General features: G+C 53.2%; 18 protein-coding genes. 12 read left to right on the forward strand and 6 right to left on the reverse strand.

Annotated elements, in window-relative coordinates; all coding sequences use genetic code 11:
• Positions 1-94: 94 nt before the first annotated feature.
• Complete coding sequence (locus tag ACKC9G_RS00465; RefSeq protein WP_411402832.1) at positions 95-1,522, forward strand: PLP-dependent aminotransferase family protein; 1,428 nt, start codon at positions 95-97, stop codon at positions 1,520-1,522.
• Between the two features lie 125 nt (positions 1,523-1,647).
• Here the strand turns inward: ACKC9G_RS00465 and ACKC9G_RS00470 are convergent, their stop codons facing one another.
• From ACKC9G_RS00470 to ACKC9G_RS00480, 3 genes are read right to left on the reverse strand one after another with little or no spacing between them, the layout of a single operon-like run.
• On the reverse strand, positions 1,648-2,970 hold the full coding sequence (locus ACKC9G_RS00470; protein ID WP_411402834.1) for a c-type cytochrome: 1,323 nt from the start codon (positions 2,968-2,970) through the stop codon (positions 1,648-1,650).
• A gap of 6 nt (positions 2,971-2,976) precedes the next feature.
• Complete coding sequence (locus ACKC9G_RS00475; protein WP_411402836.1) at positions 2,977-4,740, reverse strand: GMC family oxidoreductase; 1,764 nt, start codon at positions 4,738-4,740, stop codon at positions 2,977-2,979.
• Positions 4,741-4,753: 13 nt separating this feature from the next.
• Entirely contained in the window at positions 4,754-5,479 is a 726-nt protein-coding gene (locus ACKC9G_RS00480) for a gluconate 2-dehydrogenase subunit 3 family protein (RefSeq protein WP_411402838.1), read from the reverse strand.
• 333 nt (positions 5,480-5,812) lie between these two features.
• On the opposite strand from ACKC9G_RS00480, the gene ACKC9G_RS00485 reads away from it, so the two are divergent.
• The 4 genes from ACKC9G_RS00485 (at position 5,813) to ACKC9G_RS00500 (ending at position 10,669) form a co-directional block, all read left to right on the forward strand.
• The gene (locus ACKC9G_RS00485; RefSeq protein ID WP_411402840.1) at positions 5,813-6,724 is read left to right on the forward strand and encodes a LysR substrate-binding domain-containing protein; all 912 of its coding nucleotides are present in this window, start codon (positions 5,813-5,815) and stop codon (positions 6,722-6,724) included.
• A gap of 42 nt (positions 6,725-6,766) precedes the next feature.
• Positions 6,767-7,432, forward strand: a complete 666-nt coding sequence (locus ACKC9G_RS00490) for an NADPH-dependent FMN reductase (RefSeq protein WP_411402842.1) — start codon at positions 6,767-6,769, stop codon at positions 7,430-7,432.
• Between the two features lie 175 nt (positions 7,433-7,607).
• Positions 7,608-9,902, forward strand: coding sequence for a hypothetical protein (locus tag ACKC9G_RS00495; protein WP_411402844.1), 2,295 nt, complete (start codon positions 7,608-7,610; stop codon positions 9,900-9,902).
• A 5-nt stretch (positions 9,903-9,907) separates the two neighbouring features.
• Positions 9,908-10,669: a DUF3142 domain-containing protein gene (locus ACKC9G_RS00500; RefSeq protein WP_411402846.1), complete on the forward strand. Its 762-nt coding sequence runs from the start codon at positions 9,908-9,910 to the stop codon at positions 10,667-10,669.
• A 116-nt stretch (positions 10,670-10,785) separates the two neighbouring features.
• Here ACKC9G_RS00500 and ACKC9G_RS00505 read toward each other — a convergent pair whose 3' ends face one another.
• Complete coding sequence (locus tag ACKC9G_RS00505; RefSeq protein WP_411402848.1) at positions 10,786-11,169, reverse strand: winged helix-turn-helix transcriptional regulator; 384 nt, start codon at positions 11,167-11,169, stop codon at positions 10,786-10,788.
• Between the two features lie 95 nt (positions 11,170-11,264).
• On the opposite strand from ACKC9G_RS00505, the gene ACKC9G_RS00510 reads away from it, so the two are divergent.
• Both ACKC9G_RS00510 and ACKC9G_RS00515 read left to right on the forward strand, forming a co-directional pair.
• A complete protein-coding gene (locus ACKC9G_RS00510) occupies positions 11,265-12,386 on the forward strand; it encodes an NADH:flavin oxidoreductase (protein WP_411402850.1) in 1,122 nt (373 codons plus the stop codon).
• 470 nt (positions 12,387-12,856) lie between these two features.
• A complete protein-coding gene (locus ACKC9G_RS00515; RefSeq protein ID WP_411402852.1) occupies positions 12,857-13,546 on the forward strand; it encodes a class I SAM-dependent methyltransferase in 690 nt (229 codons plus the stop codon).
• Positions 13,547-13,596: 50 nt separating this feature from the next.
• Here ACKC9G_RS00515 and ACKC9G_RS00520 read toward each other — a convergent pair whose 3' ends face one another.
• Positions 13,597-14,490, reverse strand: coding sequence for a LysR family transcriptional regulator (locus ACKC9G_RS00520; RefSeq protein WP_411402854.1), 894 nt, complete (start codon positions 14,488-14,490; stop codon positions 13,597-13,599).
• 158 nt (positions 14,491-14,648) lie between these two features.
• On the opposite strand from ACKC9G_RS00520, the gene ACKC9G_RS00525 reads away from it, so the two are divergent.
• Positions 14,649-15,266 carry an FMN-dependent NADH-azoreductase gene (locus ACKC9G_RS00525; protein ID WP_411402856.1) on the forward strand — a complete coding sequence of 206 codons (618 nt, stop codon included), beginning with the start codon at positions 14,649-14,651 and terminating at the stop codon, positions 15,264-15,266.
• 120 nt (positions 15,267-15,386) lie between these two features.
• Here ACKC9G_RS00525 and ACKC9G_RS00530 read toward each other — a convergent pair whose 3' ends face one another.
• Positions 15,387-16,097, reverse strand: a complete 711-nt coding sequence (locus ACKC9G_RS00530; RefSeq protein ID WP_411402858.1) for an SDR family NAD(P)-dependent oxidoreductase — start codon at positions 16,095-16,097, stop codon at positions 15,387-15,389.
• Between the two features lie 181 nt (positions 16,098-16,278).
• On the opposite strand from ACKC9G_RS00530, the gene ACKC9G_RS00535 reads away from it, so the two are divergent.
• The 4 genes from ACKC9G_RS00535 (at position 16,279) to ACKC9G_RS00550 (ending at position 20,742) form a co-directional block, all read left to right on the forward strand.
• A complete protein-coding gene (locus tag ACKC9G_RS00535) occupies positions 16,279-17,229 on the forward strand; it encodes a LysR family transcriptional regulator (protein ID WP_411402860.1) in 951 nt (316 codons plus the stop codon).
• A gap of 3 nt (positions 17,230-17,232) precedes the next feature.
• The gene (locus ACKC9G_RS00540; RefSeq protein WP_411402862.1) at positions 17,233-19,065 is read left to right on the forward strand and encodes an ATP-dependent nuclease; all 1,833 of its coding nucleotides are present in this window, start codon (positions 17,233-17,235) and stop codon (positions 19,063-19,065) included.
• Positions 19,062-19,529 carry a hypothetical protein gene (locus tag ACKC9G_RS00545; protein ID WP_411402864.1) on the forward strand — a complete coding sequence of 156 codons (468 nt, stop codon included), beginning with the start codon at positions 19,062-19,064 and terminating at the stop codon, positions 19,527-19,529. Before ACKC9G_RS00540 ends, ACKC9G_RS00545 begins: the two co-directional genes overlap by 4 nt.
• Before the next feature lie 160 nt (positions 19,530-19,689).
• Positions 19,690-20,742 carry an NAD(P)-dependent alcohol dehydrogenase gene (locus ACKC9G_RS00550; RefSeq protein WP_411402866.1) on the forward strand — a complete coding sequence of 351 codons (1,053 nt, stop codon included), beginning with the start codon at positions 19,690-19,692 and terminating at the stop codon, positions 20,740-20,742.
• Positions 20,743-20,886 lie beyond the last annotated feature (144 nt).

Genomic DNA, 20,886 nt, shown 5'->3' on the forward strand with positions numbered 1-20,886 from the left:
AGAACCAAAAAACAGTTATTTTACTGTACCATCGCGTATTCTCCCTTCGGTTCAGGATGAGGGCTCATTTCTCCGAGACAGCCTCAGGTGGCTTATGAGTGATCTTCGTATTGCTATAAACCGTGAAGCAGGAACGTCACTGGTCGATCAGATCGTGAATGCCATCGGGCGTTCGATCAGAGAGGGGCAGCTTTATGCTGGCGCGAGGCTGCCTTCCTGGAATGACCTGAGTGCGCAGCTTGGCGTGGCCAGAGGTACGGTGCGCGCGGCCTACGAGCAACTGATTGATGAGCAGCTGCTGGTATCGCGAGGCTCTGCCGGTACCTTTGTGACGCAGCATCCGCCCACGACTCAGGCATTTGACACCCAGACCGTGCGACGGCCCTTGCCAGAGCTGTTCGTTCAACCCTTTAGTGAGCATCCGCGCGTCTTTCAGCTGGGTATTCCGGCGCAGGATCTCTTCCCGCATAAATTATGGTCTCGCATGGCTTCCCAGGCCGCCAAGCAATCGGTATCCCGGGTTGTCAGCTATCCCGACCCCCGAGGGGAGCCTGCGCTCCGGGCGGAAATTGCCGCCTATCTTTCGGTGGCGCGCGGGCTCAACTGCACCTCACAGCAAATCATCATTACGGCAGGTTATTCAGGGGCGCTGGGATTGATTACTCAGGCGCTGGATCTGAAAGGCACAACGGCCTGGGTGGAGGATCCTGGTTATCCGGTCACTAAAATCGCGCTTTCGCTGGCAGGAATTCAGCGCTTTGCGGTCAGCGTGGATGAGGAAGGGTTGCAGGTGCATCAGGGTATCAAGGCTTGCCCGCAGGCGCGTGTCGCTGTTGTCACACCCAGTCAGCAAGCGCCGTTAGGCATGACCTTATCACTGGCACGACGGCGAGAGTTGCTGGAGTGGGCGGCAGCGAATGACCGCTGGATTATTGAGGATGATTATCTTAGCGAACTACAGCTGTCCGGCCGGGCGGCCCCGGCTCTGGCCTCACAGGATGCTCATGGGCGGGTGATTCATGTGGGGACATTCAGTAAAACCATTAACCCCGGTCTGCGTCTGGGTTTTGCGGTTATTCCCCCTCAGCTGGTCAATCACTTTGGCGATGTGGCTGCGTCTTTGGTGCCAGCGGCCTCGGTATTCAGTCAGTTGATGCTGAGCGAATTCTTACGTCAGGGCCATTATTTACGGCATCTTCGCAAGATGAAACGGGCCTACCGGACACGCTCACGGCTGTTGCTACAGTCTCTTGGAGCACAGGTGGTGAGTGACTCGTTGGCGGGGCTGGCGTTATTGCTATCCCTGCCAGAGGGTTGTGATGATGTCGCCATTGCCAGCAGCGCACTACAGCTTGAACTGGCGCCAGGCCCGCTTTCCATGTGGTATGACCAGCCAGCCACTGCGCCGCGAGGGCTGTTATTGGGAATCACCAATATTAGCGAGCGAAATATTGAGCACTGCTGTCAGCCACTGACGGAGCTGATTCAGGCGCAGCTGGAGCGACAGGGGTTGCGGGCGTAGGGAAAAAACTGTGAGCGAGACATAAAAAAACGCCGCCCCATAACTGAGGGCGGCGTTTTCAGATCAGAGCATCAGGCTCTGATAAGCATTTTGCTTACCGAACTTTTGCTTACTGAACTTTTTGCTTACTTAACCTTGGCGCGCAGTGGCTCATGAGCATCCAGCTTGGCACGCATGCTGGCAACGTCATCAGCACTGATTTGCTGTGCGCCGTTCCCCCAGCTGTTGCGGACGTAGTTCAGGATCAAAGCCACCTGCTTGTCGTCCATTTTCCAGGCGAAAGAAGGCATGCCAGCGGCAGTTTGTGCTGCCTCGGTGTGAGGCGCACGGTTACCCTCGAGCATGGCATGGATCAGGTTATTGGCGTTGTTTGCCTGAATACCTTTATTGCCTGCAAAGGCGGGAACCATGTCCTTGATGCCTTCACCATTCAGACCGTGACAGGCAGAGCAGTTCACTTCATACATGAGTGCGCCCTTGTCTTTGTCCTGCTGGCTCAGGGTCATGCCCTGTGGCTTCACGCCATCGGACGCGGCAACGCTCTTCAGGTACACAGCGACGGCACGGCGGTCTTTCTCGTTGAAGTACTGAGTCGAGTTCTCAACCGCTTCCGCCATCGGGCCACCTGCGACAGAGGTGCCGTTAGCGCCGGTGTGCAGGTACTGCATCAGCTCTTCCACGCTGGACTCACCGATACCGGTGTGCGGGTTAGAGGTGATGTCCGGTGCATACCAGGTACCCAGGCTTGCGCCTTGCAGGTACTTGGAATCCACTTCGGCACCCAGTGCATTACGAGGGCTGTGGCAGGCAGAGCAGTGGCCGCCGCCGTCCACGATGTACTTGCCGCGGTTCCATTCCTCACTCTGGCCGGAGTCCTGCTCGTAGCCTTTGTTCTTGAAGAACAGCATGTCCCAGCCCGCCATCGCCAGACGGATGTTATAGGGGAATGACATGCCGGCGTTTTCATCAATCTCGTTTTTCACAGGCTTGATGGTGGACATATAGGCCCAGAGGTCATGCATGTCCTGATCGCTGAACTTGGCGTAGGCAGTGTACGGCATGGCAGGGTAGAGCAGGCCATGAGAGCCGATACCCTGACGTACGGCGTTGAAGAACTCACGCTCGGTCATCTTGCCGATACCGGTGTCGGCATCAGGGGTGATGTTGGAGCTGAGCAGCACACCGAACGGCGTGCCGATCTGATATCCGCCTGCGAAGTCGCCTTCGCCCGCCGTGTGACAGGCGGCGCAATCACCCAGGCGCATCACGTATTCGCCGCGCTTGATGGCGTCCTGATCAGTGACTTTCACCTGCGACAGCGGTACTGAATCATCCGCTACGCCAGAACGGCTGGTATCGAAGGTGTTCCAGGCCATTACGCCTGCCACCACGGCGCCGATCACAACAACACCGGCAATACCCTTAACGATGGTTTTTCCTTTTGCCATGACTGATTACCCCACCAGCTTGCCAGGATTCTTGACGTACTTCTCGTGGATGGCACGAGCAGCACGCACGGCGAGTGCACCTACGGTGACTGTTGGGTTATAGCCGCCATTGTTCGGGAAGGCAGAGGCGCCAACCACGAAGACATTGGGCACATCCCAGCTTTGCAGGTACGGGTTCAGTGCAGAGGTACTTGGATCAGCACCCATCACAGCGCCACCAATAGTGTGGGAGCTGTGCTGTTTGTAGGGGTTCCAGCTGGCTTCGGCCTGATTGTCGATCATCAGGTCTTCACCACCGGCTTCCTTCATGATGTTGACTGCTTTATCCGTCACATACTTGCTCATGCGAACGTCGTTGTCGTTCCAGTCGAAGGTGACACGCAGCAGCGGCTGACCGTGACGGTCCTTGTAGTTCGGATCAAGATCCAGGAACGCACCGCGGGTCGGCATGGAAGTGCCCTGACAGAAGATCGTGGCGATTTCCTGATAGTCACGGGCATAGGCTTTTTTCCACTCGCTACCCCAGCGCTTGGTGCCGGGACGAACGCCATTCATGTTCTGGATCGGACGGCCATTGGTGTTGAAGCCCATGATGCCGGCACCACCGATGAAGTCGAGTTCAGAGTGGTCGAAGTTATCGCCGTTGTAATCGTCGATCTGAACCGCGAGTGCGCCAGCACCGATGAAGGGGTTCATCTTCTGGCCGGGGAAGAACGCGCTCACGGAGGAGCAGGTCTGGTAGTTGTAGTTACGACCTACCGTGCCTTCGCCAGTGATGGGGTTGTATGGCTTGCCGATACCGGACAGCAGCATCAGGCGTACGTTATCCATCTGGTAAGCTGTGATACACACCACATCCGCAGGCTGGAAGCCGATCTCACCTTCTTTGGTGATGAACTTCACGCCCTTGGCGGTTTTGCCATCTTCATGCTTCACCGCGTGCAGCACTTCGGTTTCGGTCAGCACGGTGAAGTTGGGACGACGCATCAGTACCGGAAGAATACAGGCCTGTGGGGATGACTTGGAGAAGTTGCCGCAACCGTGGAAGTCACAGAAACCACAATAGGTGCAGGGGCCCATGGTGACGCCAAGGGGGTTCACATACGCCTGAGACAGGTTACCGGCAGGCACAGTGAAAGGGTGATAACCCATGTCTTCCGTGGTTTTGCGGTAGGTTGACATCCAATGGGTGTCTTTCAGCTGTGGCGTTGGATAGTCACGCTCACGCGGGCCTTCGAAGACGTTACCACCGTGGCGCTTTTCACCTTTGAGGTTACCGGCAAAACCGGAGGTGCCAGCGATGCGCTCAAAGCGGTCGTAGTAAGGCTCCATATCCTCATAGGTGACGCCCCAGTCCTGCAGTTGCAGGTCTTTGCCGCGCTCTGCGCCATAACGCTCACGGGTACGGGTCGCGACTTCAAAATCCCACGGGGTGAAACGCCAGGACATGCCAGCCCAGTGAGTGCCGGCGCCGCCCACGTTCCAGCCGAACTGATAGGCAGACCAGTTACGCACGGGCGCAGCCAGCTGATCATGACGGTTACGGAAGGTGGTGGTTTCCACGCTCATGGGTTGTAGCATGGAGCGGCGGGTGTGCCAGCGCAGTTCATCAGGATCAACAGCGGGCGGGAAGTCGGTCGACGTGTCGCGCCAGGCGCCACGCTCGATAGCGACGACATTCAGGCCAGCGCGGGTCAGTTCTTCTGCCATGACGGATCCGGCCCAGCCGAGACCACAGATCACAACATCTGCTTTTGGACGAGTATTCATTCAGGGCTCCAGATCAATCGGCCGGAATCAGGCTAACGGGGATAAAACTCAATTCTTCGCCACGGCGATCGATATAAGGACGGTAGTCGTAACGGGCGCCAGGAAAGCCAATCATCTTCCAGCCCGCCATGTCGCGGTTGCCGCCGTAAATCGGGTCTGCCAGATAACCTTCACGGGCGTTCTGAAGCATCAGCTCAAAGAAAGCCTGAGCATTAACATCCTTACCGAGATCGAGCTTGCCAGCTTCCATCGCCATCAGCAGGGCGTCGATGCGATCAGCGCTCAGCTCATGGAAAGGCTTGCCTTCCACGGCCTTGGCATAAGCGCGCAGGGCATTAAGGCCGGACTTGTAGCGCTCTTTCGGCGTGGTCAGAAACTGCGGGGAACCCATCAGCGCTTCTTCATTTTCAGGGTGCAGGGGCTGCTCAAGGTAGAGCGCCTTGCCCGCGCCGTAATCACCGGCGAGCTGGTCATCGAGGAACTCCAGGCAACCGGCCTGACTGGCCGAGGGGCCAAGATCATCCGCAGGAATCAGGCGATCAAAAATGGCCGTCAGGGTCTGACGGTCAGTGTCATCGGTGAGGACTTGATAGCCACCAAAGCGGATCGGCTTTGGCATGTGGTCGGCACTTTGTGCGGTTCCATGGGGGAATCCGCTTATTTCCTTGGCGCTGACTGGAGCGATAGCAGCCGCTGTGGCTACCGTGCCCAGTGAGAGCAGGGCTTCTCGACGGTTCATCATGACTCCTTGTGACCGGGGTCTTATGCCCTGGTTCCAGGTTTTTGTGGCCAATACCCTTTCAAGAGACACAGCAAAATCCAACACGCTGCTCACGGTCAGCGAGCGAAGACTTTCCAGGCAGGAAGAGACTTGAAAGGGTCAGGCTATTTCGATTCAGCAACTGTTTTTGCGTGCACAATTTCCGGTTTAACCAGCTCAAATTGCACAGGCAGACACAGTCGACTGCGTTGCGGAAAAAATTCATATAATTGTATTGGCTGATAAATTATTAATCTAATATATGACTGGTATGTTATTGATATGCATTGTATATAGATCAGGTTTTGAATAATGGAACTCAGACATATCCGCTATTTTCTGGCCGTTGCAGAGGCAAAAAGCTTTACTCGGGCGGCTGAGCAGCTGCAAATGGCGCAACCTCCCTTAAGTTTGCAAATTAAGGATCTTGAAAAAGAAGTGGGCACCGCACTGTTCGAGCGCTTACCTCGCGGGGTTGAGCTGACGGAAGCAGGGCGGGCTTTCTTTGAAGAAGTGAAATGCCTGCCTTATTTTGCCAATCGCGGTATCGAGATGGCCCAGCGCGCAAGTAGGGGGGAAGCGGGCAAACTGCGACTTGGCGTCACAGGTACCGCTACCTTTAATAAGCTGGCCAGCGATGGCCTGCGGGTATTTCGAAAGCGCTATCCGGATGTATTACTGACGGTGGTGGAACAGGGTACGGAGCCACTGATGGAGTTGCTGGACAAAGGCGAGCTGGATGCGTTGATGGTCCGACCACTTGCCGAGCAGCTTAAAGGCTATAAAAGCTTTCATCTTGACCGTGAGCCTCTGCAGATTGCTCTCTCAAGGCATCATCCTCTGGCGCAGTCAGGCGAGCCGATTCCACTCATCGCGCTGAAAGAGGAAGACTTCATCTTTACGCCCACAGCCAACTGTATTTATCAGGCCTCTGTTGAAGCCTGTCGGCGTGCGGGTTTTGAACCACGGCTCACACGCAGTGCCTCTCTGGTTGGCTCAACCTTGCTTATGGTGGCGGCACAACTGGGCTTTGCTTTGCTTCCCGCCTCAGTAGGCCTGATGAATCGGCACGAAATCGTCTTCAGAGATATCGACTCCGACATCAAACTCCCAACGGTTCCCTTCACCTTGATGCATTGTGATATTCAGCCCATCACTACGGTGAAGAATTTCCACGCCATTCTTGAAGAGCTGGCTAATGAACACGTGAGTGAAGTGGCCTGATACCACAGGCCTCAGAAACACGTTCTCAGCGCGAGGAAAAGCATGAAAATCCTGGTCTTTTTAGGTTCGATTCGTCAGAGCCAGCCGCCAAAACCTGCACGTCTTGGCGCACGCGTGGCCAGGGCCATGGCGGCGCATTTATCATCCGGGAACAGTGATGATGTTATTGAGATCATTGATCCTCTGGAGTATGACCTCGGTGAGGTGTTTAAGCCTTACTTTGCCTACGCGCCGAAGAACGCACCGCAAGCGCTGGCCACGCTGGCAGACAAAATCCGTCAGGCTGATGGTTATGTGATGGTTAGCCCGGAATACAACCACAGCATGAGCCCGGCGCTGGCGCACTTGCTCAATCATTTTGGCAGCTCACTCTATGGCTTTAAGCCAAGCCTGATCGTGACCTATTCTGCCGGTCAATGGGGTGGGGCGAGAGCGGCGGTAGGAATGCGCACTTTCCTGGGTGAGCTGGGCTGTCTTGCCGTTTCTGCCATGATTCATCTGCCCAAGGCGCAGGACGTCTTTGAGGAGGATGGCAGCTATGCTGACGGTGTCGATGGTAGCCGATGGGAGAGTTATTTTGCACGAGGCAGCGCCCAGCTTCGCTGGTGGGCAGAAGCCGCTAAAGCGCAGCGAAGTGCGGTAAACCCAGATGATGCCATTGGTCATTTCACTAAAACGCCTGAACAGCGTAATGCGCCGGGTTCCTAAAACGTAGGTTATAGTCGAGTTTATCTCTTCTATGACTTGCTTAGGGTCAGCTAACTTCAAATCCTGTTTTGGTAGATAAGCCCTGTTCTCCTTGGCAGTTTTGTCTGTTCTGACCATAATTCGCTCCGATTTTTAACGCGAAGCGCTGTGCTTCGCGACGACATGGAGCGTTGTCATGAAAACCGCCGTTCTTGCAGTCACTGCTTCCTCTCTGGCGAAACCTCTTCTGAAGCCCAGCCTTCTGGCGCTGGCGATGATGCCCGTCATGGCTTTTGGCTGCGCCGATGGCTGTGGCGGTGTTTACGAGATTGATCTCACCAGCGCGATGTTCGACTGCGAGGCCGGGCAGATGCCTTTTCTCAGCCCCGCCAATGACACCCGAATTAACCTCGCGTTATTGCTCGCCGATAAAAAACGTTTTGATCTGAATGGGCTGATCACACGCAACGCCGATTCAATGACCCCGTCGTCCGCCAGTATTCCGTTCTCGACCTACTCGATAACGCAGGAGGTTCAGAACGATGAACGCACTGCCACGGCTACAGCCAAGAGCAACGTAGAGGCGCAGCAAGGCTCCATTCATGACCAGTTGCTGGCGCTTGGCCTGAATGATGAATCCCTTGCCAGATTTGCGGATGCCTACACGCATTATGATGATCCGGCACGCTGCGTCAGTAACACGGTGGCCAGTGTTGATGCCTTCTCGCGAGTGGTGCTGGCTGAGCCTGATCTCAGTGATGCCGATCGTACCGGACTGATTCAGCGCCGTTGGAATCTGCTCGAAAATTGCCGCGTTGGTGCCGAGATGACCGGCCCGGTCAACGTGCAGGGGCTTTCAGGCAAGGCGGCGCTGGAGACGTATCTGGATGCCATTACAGCGTTTTATGGCAATGAGCAGGCGCTCTGGACACTGGATGCGACCTTTGATGAGTTGGCAAAATCGACTAATGCCTGGGTGGCGGAAGCGTCCCGTTACATGCAGGGGCGGGTTGCGCTGAATCGGGCACAGGTACATGCCGTTGGCGATTATGGCTTCTTCGATGTGACAAAGGTCGATCAGGACGCGCTGAGTACCTCGAAAGACCGTTTTGAGGCTTATCTGGCTCAGTATCCTGAAGGTCGCTATGCCGAGTCAGCCAAAGGCCTGTTCCGCCGCATCACCTGGCAGCGTGGAGACAAGGCGGCACTGGCCAGGGAAAGCCATGCGGCGCTGGATGCCACGACCAGCGATTCCCAAACCCTGAAGCTGCTCAATGAGATTGATAACAAACTCTGGGCTGAAGAAAGCGCGCTGTATCCGGGCGCTTCAGACTTTAATCTGGTGCAGGATCTTCGCTGGCTAAGAAGCTATAACTCCAGCGATACAGACAAGCTTGCCCCTCAGGAAATCAACTATCAGGCATCGCAGAAGCTGCTAAGCGAGCAGGATGCCGCGTTTATCCGAACCGCACAGCGATACTACGTTGGCAAAGACTATCAAGCCGTGATCAGTACCGTTCCGGACTTGCCCGCTGAAGGCCCCCTCGATGTGCGTGCCTTCAGTACCCAAATCCTCAAAGGTTTGTCACTGATGTCTCTGGGAAAATGGTCTGAGGCCGAGGCCCATTGGAACGCGCTGCACCTGATCACGACAGATGCACTGCAAAGTCAGGTGCTGCAAATTGCACAGGCCATGACCTATGAACGCAGCCATGAGCTGAATAAAGTCTTCGCCGCAGATTCCTGGATCACTCACGACGTTGCTCGCCGCTTTTTGATTCGTAATATCGCCGATGAGGACACCCTGCTTGGGCTGGTAAAGGGTGGCGCGCTGAATGAAAAAGAGCGCAATACCGCCTATTACACCTTGCTGTATAAGGAGCTGACGCGGGGGCGTTATAAAGACTTCCTGCGTGACAGCACCCTGCTGGATTTAACCGCCAACCATGAGCAGGCGCAGCGTTTTAAGCGCTACTGGCAATCGGGGTATGACGCGACGATGAAGGTGGATGACCTTGATCTTGGCGATGCGACTCAGTACCCCGGCGTGTTCCTGTGGGAAGGCCAGACAGTGAAGGGCGCTTATCAGTGCGAAAGTCTGGCGGATAACGTCAAACGGCTGATCAACAACAGTAACGATACCCGTGGCCTGAATTGTCTGGGTGAGTTTTATTTGCGTAATGGTATCAGCGAACGCGTGCCTTATGAGTACCGTCCTGCCCCGACCGCGCTGGGTGGGACTGAAGACCAGTTTGGTGATAAGCCGACCCCGCGTCTCGACCTGTATCTCAAAGTGATCGACTACCCGCGAGCATCCGATAATGACCGTGGCTATGCCTTGTACCGTGCGGTGCGCTGCTTTGCCACCAGTGGTTATAACAGTTGCAGTCAGGCGGAAATTCCTCAGTCCCAGCGTAAAGCCTGGTTTACCCGGTTGAAGAAAGATTATGGCTCAACGCCGTGGGCGAAAGCTCTGAAGTACTACTGGTAACCGTCATGGCATCTTTCTGTCTCTTCCGATTACGCCGTTGGCCTGTTAACGCCATTCAGAGGGTGGCGTTGCTGGTCATAAGTCTGCTGATGGCGGCTCAGGTTCAGGCCCGCGTTAACGCCGAGAATTATCAGCAGTTCTGGTTATGGGCCGCGGTTAAGCCGCAGCCCGTATTGAACAAGGCCAGTACGCTTTATGTGCTGCAGGGGCAGATTGATGCCGCGAAGGGTGGCGCGGTATTAGTGCCGCAGGGCCCAACGGTGATGGGGCCAGTCAGGGCAAAAAACGTCTGGCTTGCTTATCGTGTTCATAGCCTTAAGTGGAATCACGCGGTGCTGGCGAGTGTGCTGGCGCAGCTGTCCCGCTGGCAGCAGGTGAGCACCACACCCGTTGGCATTCAGCTGGATTTTGATGCCCGGACTTATCAGCTTGAACAGTACGCCCAGTTTCTGACCCACCTGCGAAAGCAACTGCCTGCTCAGTACAAGCTCAGTATTACCGGGCTGCTGGACTGGACGAAAACCGGCGATGTCAAAGCACTGAATAACCTTCAGGGAACGCTGGATGAGCTGGTGGTGCAAACTTACCGGGGGACGCATTCCGTGCCGAACTACGCTGAGTATCTGCAGAGCCTTCACTCCCTCGCCATTCCATTCAAAGTGGGCCTGGTGCAGGGCGGTGAGTGGGACGCCGCGTGGCAACAGCGCCTTGCGAGCTCTGATTTTTACCGTGGTGAAGTGATCTTTCTGGTGAACCCGGCACGCTAGAGCGGTGCGCATGCGCTTTACGCATCCCGCACTGTTACCCGATAGCCGCCGGTCAAAGCTGCCATCCGCAGTGCGGTGATGCACCTGCCTTAAACCTCACACGCTCGCGCCCATCATTACGCCAGAGCCGCCTCGGCTTCGCGCTTGCTATCGAAGGCGTCACGCGCCGCTTCCACGGCATCCAGATTCTCCTGTGTCCAGGCATACAGCGCCTTAAAGGGCGTCTGCAGTGACCGGCCCAGGGTGGTGATTTCGTACTGCACAGCGACGGGCGAGGTCGGTAAGACTTCACGACTGATCAGGCCATTACGCTCCAGACGGCGTAAACACTGGGTGAGGGCTTTCTGGGTGATACCTTCCAGCATCCGTTTGATGGCGTTAAAGCGCATCGGCCCATCGTTCAGTGCCGTGAGTACCATCATCGACCATTTATCGGCGATCTGATCAAACAGCAGACGGCTGGGGCAATTCACATGAAAGCAGTTTATCTCGGTCGACATGGTTTACTCCGGTATACCTGGGCGAAACAAAGTGCGTAATTGACGCTAGGTTTACGGAGTATACCATCAGCATCTCAACTTTGAGGGAGCCTGTGATGAGCAACCACGCCAACCACGTTTTATTCGAACCCTTCCGTCTGAAGTCCCTGTCATTGCCTAACCGCATCGTGATGGCGCCGATGACGCGTTCCATGACTGATGGCGGCATTCCAACGGCGCAAAACACCGGCTACTACCAGCGCCGTGCTGAAGGGCAGGTCGGTCTGATTCTGTCGGAAGGCACGGTGATTGACCGCCCGGCATCACGTAATGATCCGGCGATTCCTTTCTTTCACGGTGAGCAGGCGCTGGCTGGCTGGAAGAACATCATCGATGCGGTCCATCAGGCCGGTGGCAAAATGGGCCCGCAGCTGTGGCATACCGGCGCGGTCAAAAGCTTCCTGACCGAGTGGGAACCTGACGCCCCTGTGGAAAGCCCATCGGCACTGGATGCTCCGGGCGTGGAACGTGGCAAGGCCATGAGTGACAGCGATATTGCCGACACCATCGCCGCCTTCGCCAACGCCGCAGGAGAGGCCAAGCGTTTGGGGTATGACACCATCGAACTGCACGGTGCTCACGGCTACCTGATCGACCAGTTTTTCTGGCAGGGCACCAACCTGCGTACTGACCGCTTTGGCGGAAAAACCATCGGCGAGCGCTCACGTTTTGCCGCAGAAACCATCGCTGCGGTGCGTAAAGAAGTCGGTGAAGACTTCCCCATCATTATCCGTTTAAGCCAATGGAAGCAGCAGGATTTCACCGCACGTCTGGCAGAAACGCCGAAATTGATGGCGCAATGGCTGACACCGCTGGTCGAGGCAGGCGCGGACATTCTGCACTGCTCACAGCGCCGTTTCTGGGAACCTGAATTCCCTGAACTGGATGGCGACAAGGGCCTTAACTTTGCCGGCTGGGCTAAGAAACTGACCGGCGCGGCAACAATCAGCGTGGGTTCGGTTGGTTTAAGCGGCGACTTTATGGGCGCCTTTACCGGCGAAGGCTCCGCCTCCTCGGGGCTGGATCAGCTGCTTGAGCGCATGGAACGCGGCGAGTTTGATCTGATCGCCGTCGGCCGTGCGCTGCTAACGGACCCGAACTGGGTGGCGAAGGTCAAGGCCGGTGATATGGATGCACTGAAAGGCTACGACCCGGCATCACTGTCAACGCTGGCCTGAGCTATCGCGCTTTAGGCCAGGGGTAACGCAGTAAGATGAAAAAGCGGCAGGTGATGCCGCTTTTATTGTTGGCGGTGGAGTCTTATTTAAGTGAGCTGGGTAACTCACAAGACTTTTCTGAAATGACTTGAGCGTTTTGCCTGAATGCAGATCCTGTGGATTGTGATACTGACTGGGGTTATCTCTTACTTGTTGGCGCATCATGGCTGATCCCTGTGTGGTTGCTGCTTCTGCCTCTTGTCTGGGCGGGGATCAGGCTAATCACCAGGCCATGGTAAGAGATGAGCAACCAATGTTTATTTAAAAAGCACGACAAAGCAGGATAGTTCAGATAGTCGAATAAGATCGACTTGAGGCTAGAGAATGGTTGTGTTCCATCCTCAGTGCTATATCCTTGAGGTTCTTGGCTGGTAACCAGCTTTCTTTGTCATTGTTCCTTGATGGCAGCTTCACGCTCACTGGGACAAATCATGACGCCTCTTCGTCTGAGTTACCGAACTATCGAGTTTGGTGACATCGATATTCACGTTTGCACACTTCGCGATACTCAGGAATTCTTCGACCCCGACGGTAAGGCAGAAAAACTGGGTATTTCCTCGGCCAGCTGGCCACTGTTTGGTGTGATCTGGCCCTCCAGCATGGTGCTGGCTCATCACATGGCAACCTATGACATCGCCAATAAACGCATTCTGGAAGTGGGGTGCGGCATGGCCCTTTCAAGTTTGCTGCTCAAGAAGCTGAATGCCGATATCACAGCGACGGATCATCATCCTGAAGTCGAAACTTTTCTGGAGCGTAACTCACTGCTGAACGAGGGGGAGAGTATTGCTTTTGAGCGGATTGACTGGGCGGAGAAGCAAAACAAACTGGGACGCTTTGATCTTATTATTGGCAGCGATCTGCTGTATGAAGATGCGCATGTCGAACTGCTGTCCGGCTTTATTCGTGACCACGCCAACCCGACCTGCGAAGTGATACTGGTTGATCCGGGGCGTGGCCGTAAGACCCTGCTCAGTAAGCAATTGCTCCTGCAAGGTTTTGATTCCGTACACAGCAAACCGGCACACACGGATTATCTGACCGAGGACTTTCAAGGCTACATTCTTACCTTCAAGCGCGAAGCCGTAAAGGTGCGAACCATAAACGAGCCGACGCTTTAGAATAAAAGCGGCCCTGCGATGGCCGCTTTTTTATTACCACCAAATTGCTTCTAATTCTTCCGCAATAAATGATTCAACAACCAGCTTCCCGCCCGACCCAGTCCCTGGTCTCGCCGATGGGAGGCGTAGATCGGCAGCCTCTGTTGATTGGCTTCCGGATCACCTTCAATGGTCAGTTGCTTAAGGCTTCCATCCGCCAGCATGGGTGCCACCAGCGTTGTCGGCATACGACACCAGCCAAAACCGGCCAACAGAAAATCCAGCCGACGGTGAAGCTCTACAAACCGCCATTGCCGGGTACTGAGCACACCGTAGCTTGGGCTGCTGTCACTCTCAGGCGCAGACAATACCAGTTGGGTGTGGCTTTCTAGCTCCGCCAGCCTAACGGGCCGATTCAGTGCTGCCAACGGATGCGCCGCCGCGACGACAGGAACCATCTCCAGCGTGATCAAAGGGTAGGCAATCAGCCAGTCCGGCACGCTGGGCAGCAAGGTGCCGAAGGCGAGGGCAACATCTCCCTGTTGCAGCCGACGTTCAGCACCGCCTAATCCTTCCGTGTAAAAGCGCACCGCCAGATGGGGAAACTGGTTATTCAGTGCCTGAAGACTGTTCACGCAGGCTTCGGTCGGCACCAAGGGGTCAATGGCAATCGCCAGCTCGGCTTCAATCCCCTGACGTGAGCCTGCTGCCATTGCCTCAAACTGATCGGCACTTTTGAGCACCGCGCGGGCCTGCGTCACCAATGCCTGACCAGTCGGTGTGAGCTGCGGCCGGTGTGATGAACGGTCAAATAACTGAACGCCCTGAACATTCTCAAGCGTCGCAATCGCCTGACTGATAGAGGATTGCGCACGCAGCAGAAGCCGGCTCGCTGCGGAAAAACTGCCAGTATCAGCAATGGTGACCAGAATACGCAGCTGGTCGAGGGTCAGGCTGCCAATCATCGGAATATCCGTCGTTGTGGAACTTGATCTATCGGTGTAACCGATCAATAGTATCGAATTAATATCACTCCCGCCGAAGGATTAAGCAATTAACAATAGTGCCATCGTGACGTTGCCCATTCGGCGCCGTCATCACTTACTCACCAAAGGAATTAACGATGGCCCGTTTACTTGTTATCGAAGCCAGTCCACGGGGCGAAAGCTCTGTCTCCCGCCAGTTATCTGCGAGCTTTGTTGAACAGTGGCTGAACATGCACACGGATGAGGCTGTGACCAGGCGAGATCTGGTCACCCAGCCGCTGCCTTATCTCTCGGCGGATTGGCTGACCGCTTACTTCACGCCGCCACCCGTGCAGACTGAGGCCATGAAGGCGCAACTGGCTCTTTCCGATCAGCTCGTTGAAGAACTTCTCGCTGCGGATCATCTGCTGATTTCAACGCCGGTCTACAACTACAACATTCCAGCCAATCTTAAATCCTGGGTGGATCATATTGTGCGTAAAGGCCTGACCCTGGGTTTTGACGGTAAAGGCCTGGTGAAAGGCAAAAAGGCGACGGTGGTGATCGCCTCGGGCGGGGTTTATAGCGAAGGCTCACCCATCGCCGAGCGGGATATTGCCAGCCAGTACCTGAAACTGATTCTTGAAGTGTTGGGTTTTGAGGATATTCAGATCATCGCCGGTGGTGGCGCCAAAGCCGTTGATTTGGGGGAGATGAGCATGAGTGCCTTTATTGAGTCGCATCAGTCAGCACTCGCAGCGCGAGCCGCTGTATAAACAGCAACTCATCGTCAATCAGGCAGGGCGAGACACTGGACTCGCCCTCATTCGACGGAGGAGTGCTCCGCTCAGGCAGATGCTTTCTCCGAGGCTGATGCTTTTACCGCTGCTTTGCTTTCACCAGGGTACGCGCTGATCCTGAAAGTCGAGGTAATGCAGCCCGGTTTCACCGCGGTGCAGCTCCAGCGTGTTCACCAGTTTGGGTATGGTTTCCTTGACGGTGTAACGGGCATCCTCACCGCCCAAATCCGTTTTCACCCAACCCGGCGCCATGATAAAGAAAGTCCGAGTCGGCAGCGGATGGCGCGCAACAAAGCCTTTCATCAGCATATTCAGCGCCGCCTTACTGGCGCGGTACACATCCCGCAGGCCATTGCTGTTATTGGTGATGCTGCCCTGACCGGAAGACATCACACCGATGGAACCGTTTTCTGCCACCACATCCTGCAGCGCATCAATTACTCGCATCGGGCTCAAGGTGTTGGTCAGCATGACCCAGTTGAAGTCCTCGGTGCTGACATCGGCGATGGTCTGCGTGGGTTCATTGGTCACACCCGCATTCACAAAGAGGAAATCCAGCGTGACTTCGGCATTTACTAAGCGCTTTTTCAGCGCGGCCACTTGCTGAGGGTGCGTTATATCCAAAAGCTCGATGCGCAATTGCTCAGGAAAGTCTTTCTGCAGCGCAAGCAGTCCCGGCGAGTTTGCCGAGCGCGCGGTGGCAATCACCTGATCACCGCGCAGCAAATACTGCTCGACGATAGCCAGCCCAAGGCCACGGGAAGCGCCAATAATCAGAACGTTCAGCGGTGTATTCGTAGCATTCATAACAACTCCAGCGTGCAGTGGGAACAGCGCTTACTCTAGGGATCAGGTTCACCTGTCGGAAGACGCAGGGGTTGCAGTTAATACTTGCATAAAACGCCATATATGACGGAAGGTGAGGCATCACGCGGCTTTCACTACCGCCGTATGTTTTATTCCAACCCCGTATCTGGGAGTTTTAACGATGGCCGACCCGGACTTTAACCTGCTGGTAGCACTCGATGCGCTGTTGAAAGAGGCCAGTGTGGCCGGTGCCGCGCGCCGTCTGGGGCTGAGCGAATCAGCCATGAGCCGCACCCTGAGCCGGCTTCGGGACACCACCGGCGATTCGCTACTGGTGCGGGCTGGACGCACGATGGTACTGACGCCTTATGCTGAATCCCTGCGGGAACAGGCCCATCAGGCGGTATTGGATGCGCGAACAGTGCTGAGCGCCCACCGGGCGGAATTTAACCCCGCAACCCTGGAGCGCACCTTTACGATTCGGGCCAATGAAGGCTTTATCGAAGTGATGGGGCCGCGACTGATTCTTGCAATGCAAGAGCAGGCGCCGAAGGTACGGGTGCGCTTTACCCTCAAACAACGCAAAGAATCCCGTCCGTTGCGTGAGGGTGATGTTGACCTTGAAGTGGGTGTCATTGGCGATATGGGGCCGGAGATTCGGGTACAGGCGCTGTATCGGGATCACTTTGTGGCGATTATGAGGGCAGGGCACCCACTACTCGTTAATGAGCCAACAGTGATTGAATTACCCAAATCTGCTGAAACGCTGCCGGCTATTTCGCCCGAGAGTTATTGCCAGTATCCGCAGGTCGAAGTCTCCCGCTATGCGCGGTTTCACAGCGTTATCGATACGGCATTGGCCGAGGTTAACCGTCAGCGCACGGTCGTCAGCATTGTGCCAAGCTATCCCGCCGCTGTGGCGATGATTCTTAATTCCGACATGATTGCCGCGGTGCCCTGGTCTTATATCGCCAATCATCCCTTGGCACAGAGTGAAAATCGCGGTATCACAGTCAAAGCATTACCGGTTTCCACCCCCGAAATTACCATATCGCAGCTATGGCATCCGCGACTGGAGCATGATCCGGCGCATCGGTGGTTGAGGGGAATTATAAAAAATATTCAGGAATAATTAATGAAACTTTCAAGAGTAGAAATTAAAAATTTTCGTGGAATTGGTGAGGCAGTTATAGACATAGAAGACTTCACTACTTTGGTGGGGCCAAATAATATAGGAAAGTCGACAATTCTTCATGCAATTCATTTGGTTTTAGACAATAAAAAGCCGCAACCCGAGGACTGGCCGAATAAAATTGCTTCAGATGAAAAAATGATAATAGTTTGTGAGTTTAAAGATATTGAGGAATGGGAAAGTAAAAAGCCTGCAATATCGAAGTTAGTCCATGAAGGTAAAGTAAAAGTACGACTTCTTGCTGAATGGAATGAAGATAAAAGCAACTACTCATATTACTATTCTGTATTCTCAAACGAATACATATATCCTTGGGATGGATTTAAAAATTACTCTGAAGCGAGAAAGGATGATGTATGCAAAGAAATTTTTGATGATTTTGGAATAAAGAGTGCTGCCGATTATAAGGAGGCGATAGAGTCATTGAAAGATTTCACACGAGGAACTTTCCCAGAAAAAATAAAAGAAAACATAGATTGGCATGAGAAAAAATTTGCAACTTCACTTCAGCAGGCTATACCTCATGTTATGTACGTCCCTGCAAGCTTTAAAATTGAAGATGAATTGAAATCCACCAATAACAGTCCGTTTTCGTATTTGTTTTCTAATAAATTGTTTCCTCTTGTTAGGAAAGATGACTCTTATAATCAATATCTTGAAAAGGCAAGCTTATTGCAACAAAAGTTAAGAGGTCAGTCTGAAAGCGAGGGTTTTATCGAAGGATTAGACGGGGCTCTCAGAAAAATATCTGAAACATTGAATCAGATTTTAGATTTTGACTCAAAAGTAAAACTTTCAATAGGTGATATAGATATAGAAAATCTCTTTGTTAAGGCTGCTACATTTTTAATTGATGACGAAATAGAAACTAGTCTGAATTACCAAGGTAGTGGAGTGCAAAGAGCATTAGCTTTTGCAATGCTAGAAACAAATGCTGAGGTGGAGTCAGAAGTATCTGGTGATCAAAGAACGATTATCGTACTTTATGAAGAGCCTGAACTATATATTCATCCTCATTTAATGCGACGCTTAAAAAACACATTAGGACAAAGATCCAAATCATCAAAATGGCAAGTTATTTGCTCTACGCATTCACCTTTCTTAATAAGTCTGGCGGATAACCCAAAGTCAATAAAATTAATTAAGAGAGACAAGCAAAATGCAAGAAAAGTTCATCAGATCGATGAAACTATATTTGAAGTTAGCGGTGAGTATGATGAAAGAGTTATGTTGCGTGCAACTTTAGACTTTCATCCCACAGTGTGTGAATGTATCTTCGCTAAAAGGGTTATTGTTGTAGAGGGCGATACCGAGGTTGCTGTATTTAGTTTATTGACTGAATTATCAGCCAGACTAGGAATTACAGATAATCTCTACAAAGATATAACAGTCATTTCTGCTGGTGGAAAATGGACTATTCCAGCAATTGCAAGAATTCTTGAGAAAATGGATATCGAGTATCTTGTTATTCATGATGAAGATAGGAAAGGTTTAAATGATGATGAATTGGAAAAGTTACCAGCTATACATCCATTTAATGCTAATAAAAAAATTTTAGATGTCGCTGGTGAGGGAAAGGTTTTTTTGGTTAAGGATACTTTCGAGCATTTAATTTGGAATGAAAAAGAAAGAGAGGGGTTGAAATCTAACGGAAAGCCATTTAATTCTTGGAAGCGTATAAGGCAGTATATAGATGGGCAAATTAATTTGTCACAAGAAAGCGAAGAAAATCTTAAGTCGATTATAGACTTTGCTTTTGTAGAGAAAAAATTATGACTCTGATTTTTACGCTATTTGGATCGATATTGGGAATATTAATAGGTCACTATTTCGCTACACAAAGAATGCAGCATAGCGAACTTACTAAGTTTAAATTAATGGCTTATGCTGATTTTTTTAGTGCTACCTCAAGACTTTCTGCTTCAAGAAGAATTGGGAATACCTCTAATGAAATTGAAGACTTGGCAAAGCTTAATGATGCTAAAAATAGAATATTGATTAGTGGTGATGTAAAAGTAATACATTTTATGATCGAATTTATTGAAAGCGGAGCTACACTGGAGCTTGAATCAGGAATACTTGCTTTTACAAGAATGACCAGACAAATAAGAATATCTCTTGGCCATAAGAAAAATGATCTTATGGATTATGATATTTCAAATGTAATTTTTAAAATTGAGCCTTCTCAGTATTCATATCGCGCAGATCAGCAGAGAGCTGGCTTAAGCAAGCAGGAATAGGCCTATCTTGAACCTCTATCCACTCTCGTAGAAATAGGCAAGTCTTCCGCAGCATCGAACAAGCAGGCTTGCCGCTCTCCATGCACAATAACTCCCATGCCGTCATGCTGATGCAGTGATGTCGGCGACTGTCTGTTAACGCCTAGTGCAAGGAGATTTCATGAAAACTGTTGGATATGCAGCCTATTCCGATGATGCGGTGATGAAGCCTTACCACTTCGAGCGTCGTGCCCTGCGCGCGAATGACGTGGCGATCGAGATTCTGTACAGCGGCGTGTGCCACTCTGACCTGCACACCGTGAACGGTGACTGGGGCCCACAGCATTATCCGCTGGTGCCTGGCCATGAAATTGTGGGCCGTGTGGTTGAAGTCGGCCCTGAGGTGAAAGGCTACAAAGTCGGCGATCAGGTCGGTGTCGGCTGTATGGTCGATAGCTGCCAGGAATGTGACCAGTGTCACAACCACGAAGAGCAATACTGCCGTCACGGCATGACGCCCACCTACGGCGCGCCTGACCGCATCTCCGGTGAAATCACTCAGGGCGGTTACTCCAAGCACATCGTTGTGCGTGAAGAGTTCGTGCTGCGTGTGCCGGATTCTCTGGATCTGTCCCGTGCCGCACCTATTCTGTGTGCCGGTATCACCACCTTCTCACCACTGCGTACCTGGAAGGTGACCAAAGGCTCTCGCGTGGGTGTGATTGGTCTGGGTGGTCTGGGCCACATGGCGGTGAAACTGGCAGTGGCCATGGGTGCAGAAGTGACTGTACTCAGCCGTTCCAAGAAGAAAGAAGAAGAAGCCAAAGCGCTGGGCGCTACCGGCATTCTGGCCTCAACGGATGATGATGCGATGGCGAAAGCAGGCTCCAGCCTGGATCTTATCATCGACACCGTTCCGGTGGAGCATGATGTTACGCCTTACGCGCCGCTGCTGGATGTGGACGGCACGCTGGTTATCGTCGGTCAGGTTGGCCCCATGAGCGGCTTCCAGACGCTGCCGATGATCTTCGGTCGTCGTCGTGTGGCCGGTTCTCTGATCGGTGGCATTAAGGAAACTCAGGAAGTGCTGGATTTCTGTGGCGAGCATAACATTCATCCGAAGTGTGAAGTGATTCGCCCTGACCAGATCAACGAGGCGTTCGCAACCATGGCCAAAGGTGACGTGGCGCACCGCTTCGTAATGGACATGTCTGCACTGCCGCTGGAAGGCTAACATTTTCCAGAAGGCAATGGCCTTCAACAAAGGCTGACTCAAACACCCCGCTTGTCGGGGTGTTTTGCTTTCTGGCGTCGGTAACGGACGGCGCTGCTGTGCTGTTAGTGCTGTACGCCCAGTGAGTGGGGAAGCGTTGTCTGG

The sequence above is a fragment of the Pokkaliibacter sp. CJK22405 genome, from assembly GCF_046614695.1.
Classification (GTDB): domain Bacteria; phylum Pseudomonadota; class Gammaproteobacteria; order Pseudomonadales; family Balneatricaceae; genus Pokkaliibacter.

Bases quoted from the DNA above. Each gene is read 5' to 3' on its own strand.
- ACKC9G_RS00485 (WP_411402840.1), top strand. From the start codon at position 5,813: ATGGAACTCAGACATATCCGCTATTTTCTGGCCGTTGCAGAGGCAAAA.
- ACKC9G_RS00475 (WP_411402836.1), bottom strand. From the start codon at position 4,740: ATGAATACTCGTCCAAAAGCAGATGTTGTGATCTGTGGTCTCGGCTGG.
- ACKC9G_RS00520 (WP_411402854.1), bottom strand. From the start codon at position 14,490: ATGATTGGCAGCCTGACCCTCGACCAGCTGCGTATTCTGGTCACCATT.
- ACKC9G_RS00480 (WP_411402838.1), bottom strand. From the start codon at position 5,479: ATGAACCGTCGAGAAGCCCTGCTCTCACTGGGCACGGTAGCCACAGCG.
- ACKC9G_RS00505 (WP_411402848.1), bottom strand. From the start codon at position 11,169: ATGTCGACCGAGATAAACTGCTTTCATGTGAATTGCCCCAGCCGTCTG.
- ACKC9G_RS00515 (WP_411402852.1), top strand. From the start codon at position 12,857: ATGACGCCTCTTCGTCTGAGTTACCGAACTATCGAGTTTGGTGACATC.
- ACKC9G_RS00530 (WP_411402858.1), bottom strand. From the start codon at position 16,097: ATGAATGCTACGAATACACCGCTGAACGTTCTGATTATTGGCGCTTCC.
- ACKC9G_RS00535 (WP_411402860.1), top strand. From the start codon at position 16,279: ATGGCCGACCCGGACTTTAACCTGCTGGTAGCACTCGATGCGCTGTTG.
- ACKC9G_RS00495 (WP_411402844.1), top strand. From the start codon at position 7,608: ATGAAAACCGCCGTTCTTGCAGTCACTGCTTCCTCTCTGGCGAAACCT.
- ACKC9G_RS00545 (WP_411402864.1), top strand. From the start codon at position 19,062: ATGACTCTGATTTTTACGCTATTTGGATCGATATTGGGAATATTAATA.
- ACKC9G_RS00465 (WP_411402832.1), top strand. From the start codon at position 95: ATGAGTGATCTTCGTATTGCTATAAACCGTGAAGCAGGAACGTCACTG.
- ACKC9G_RS00490 (WP_411402842.1), top strand. From the start codon at position 6,767: ATGAAAATCCTGGTCTTTTTAGGTTCGATTCGTCAGAGCCAGCCGCCA.
- ACKC9G_RS00510 (WP_411402850.1), top strand. From the start codon at position 11,265: ATGAGCAACCACGCCAACCACGTTTTATTCGAACCCTTCCGTCTGAAG.
- ACKC9G_RS00500 (WP_411402846.1), top strand. From the start codon at position 9,908: ATGGCATCTTTCTGTCTCTTCCGATTACGCCGTTGGCCTGTTAACGCC.
- ACKC9G_RS00525 (WP_411402856.1), top strand. From the start codon at position 14,649: ATGGCCCGTTTACTTGTTATCGAAGCCAGTCCACGGGGCGAAAGCTCT.
- ACKC9G_RS00550 (WP_411402866.1), top strand. From the start codon at position 19,690: ATGAAAACTGTTGGATATGCAGCCTATTCCGATGATGCGGTGATGAAG.
- ACKC9G_RS00470 (WP_411402834.1), bottom strand. From the start codon at position 2,970: ATGGCAAAAGGAAAAACCATCGTTAAGGGTATTGCCGGTGTTGTTGTG.
- ACKC9G_RS00540 (WP_411402862.1), top strand. From the start codon at position 17,233: ATGAAACTTTCAAGAGTAGAAATTAAAAATTTTCGTGGAATTGGTGAG.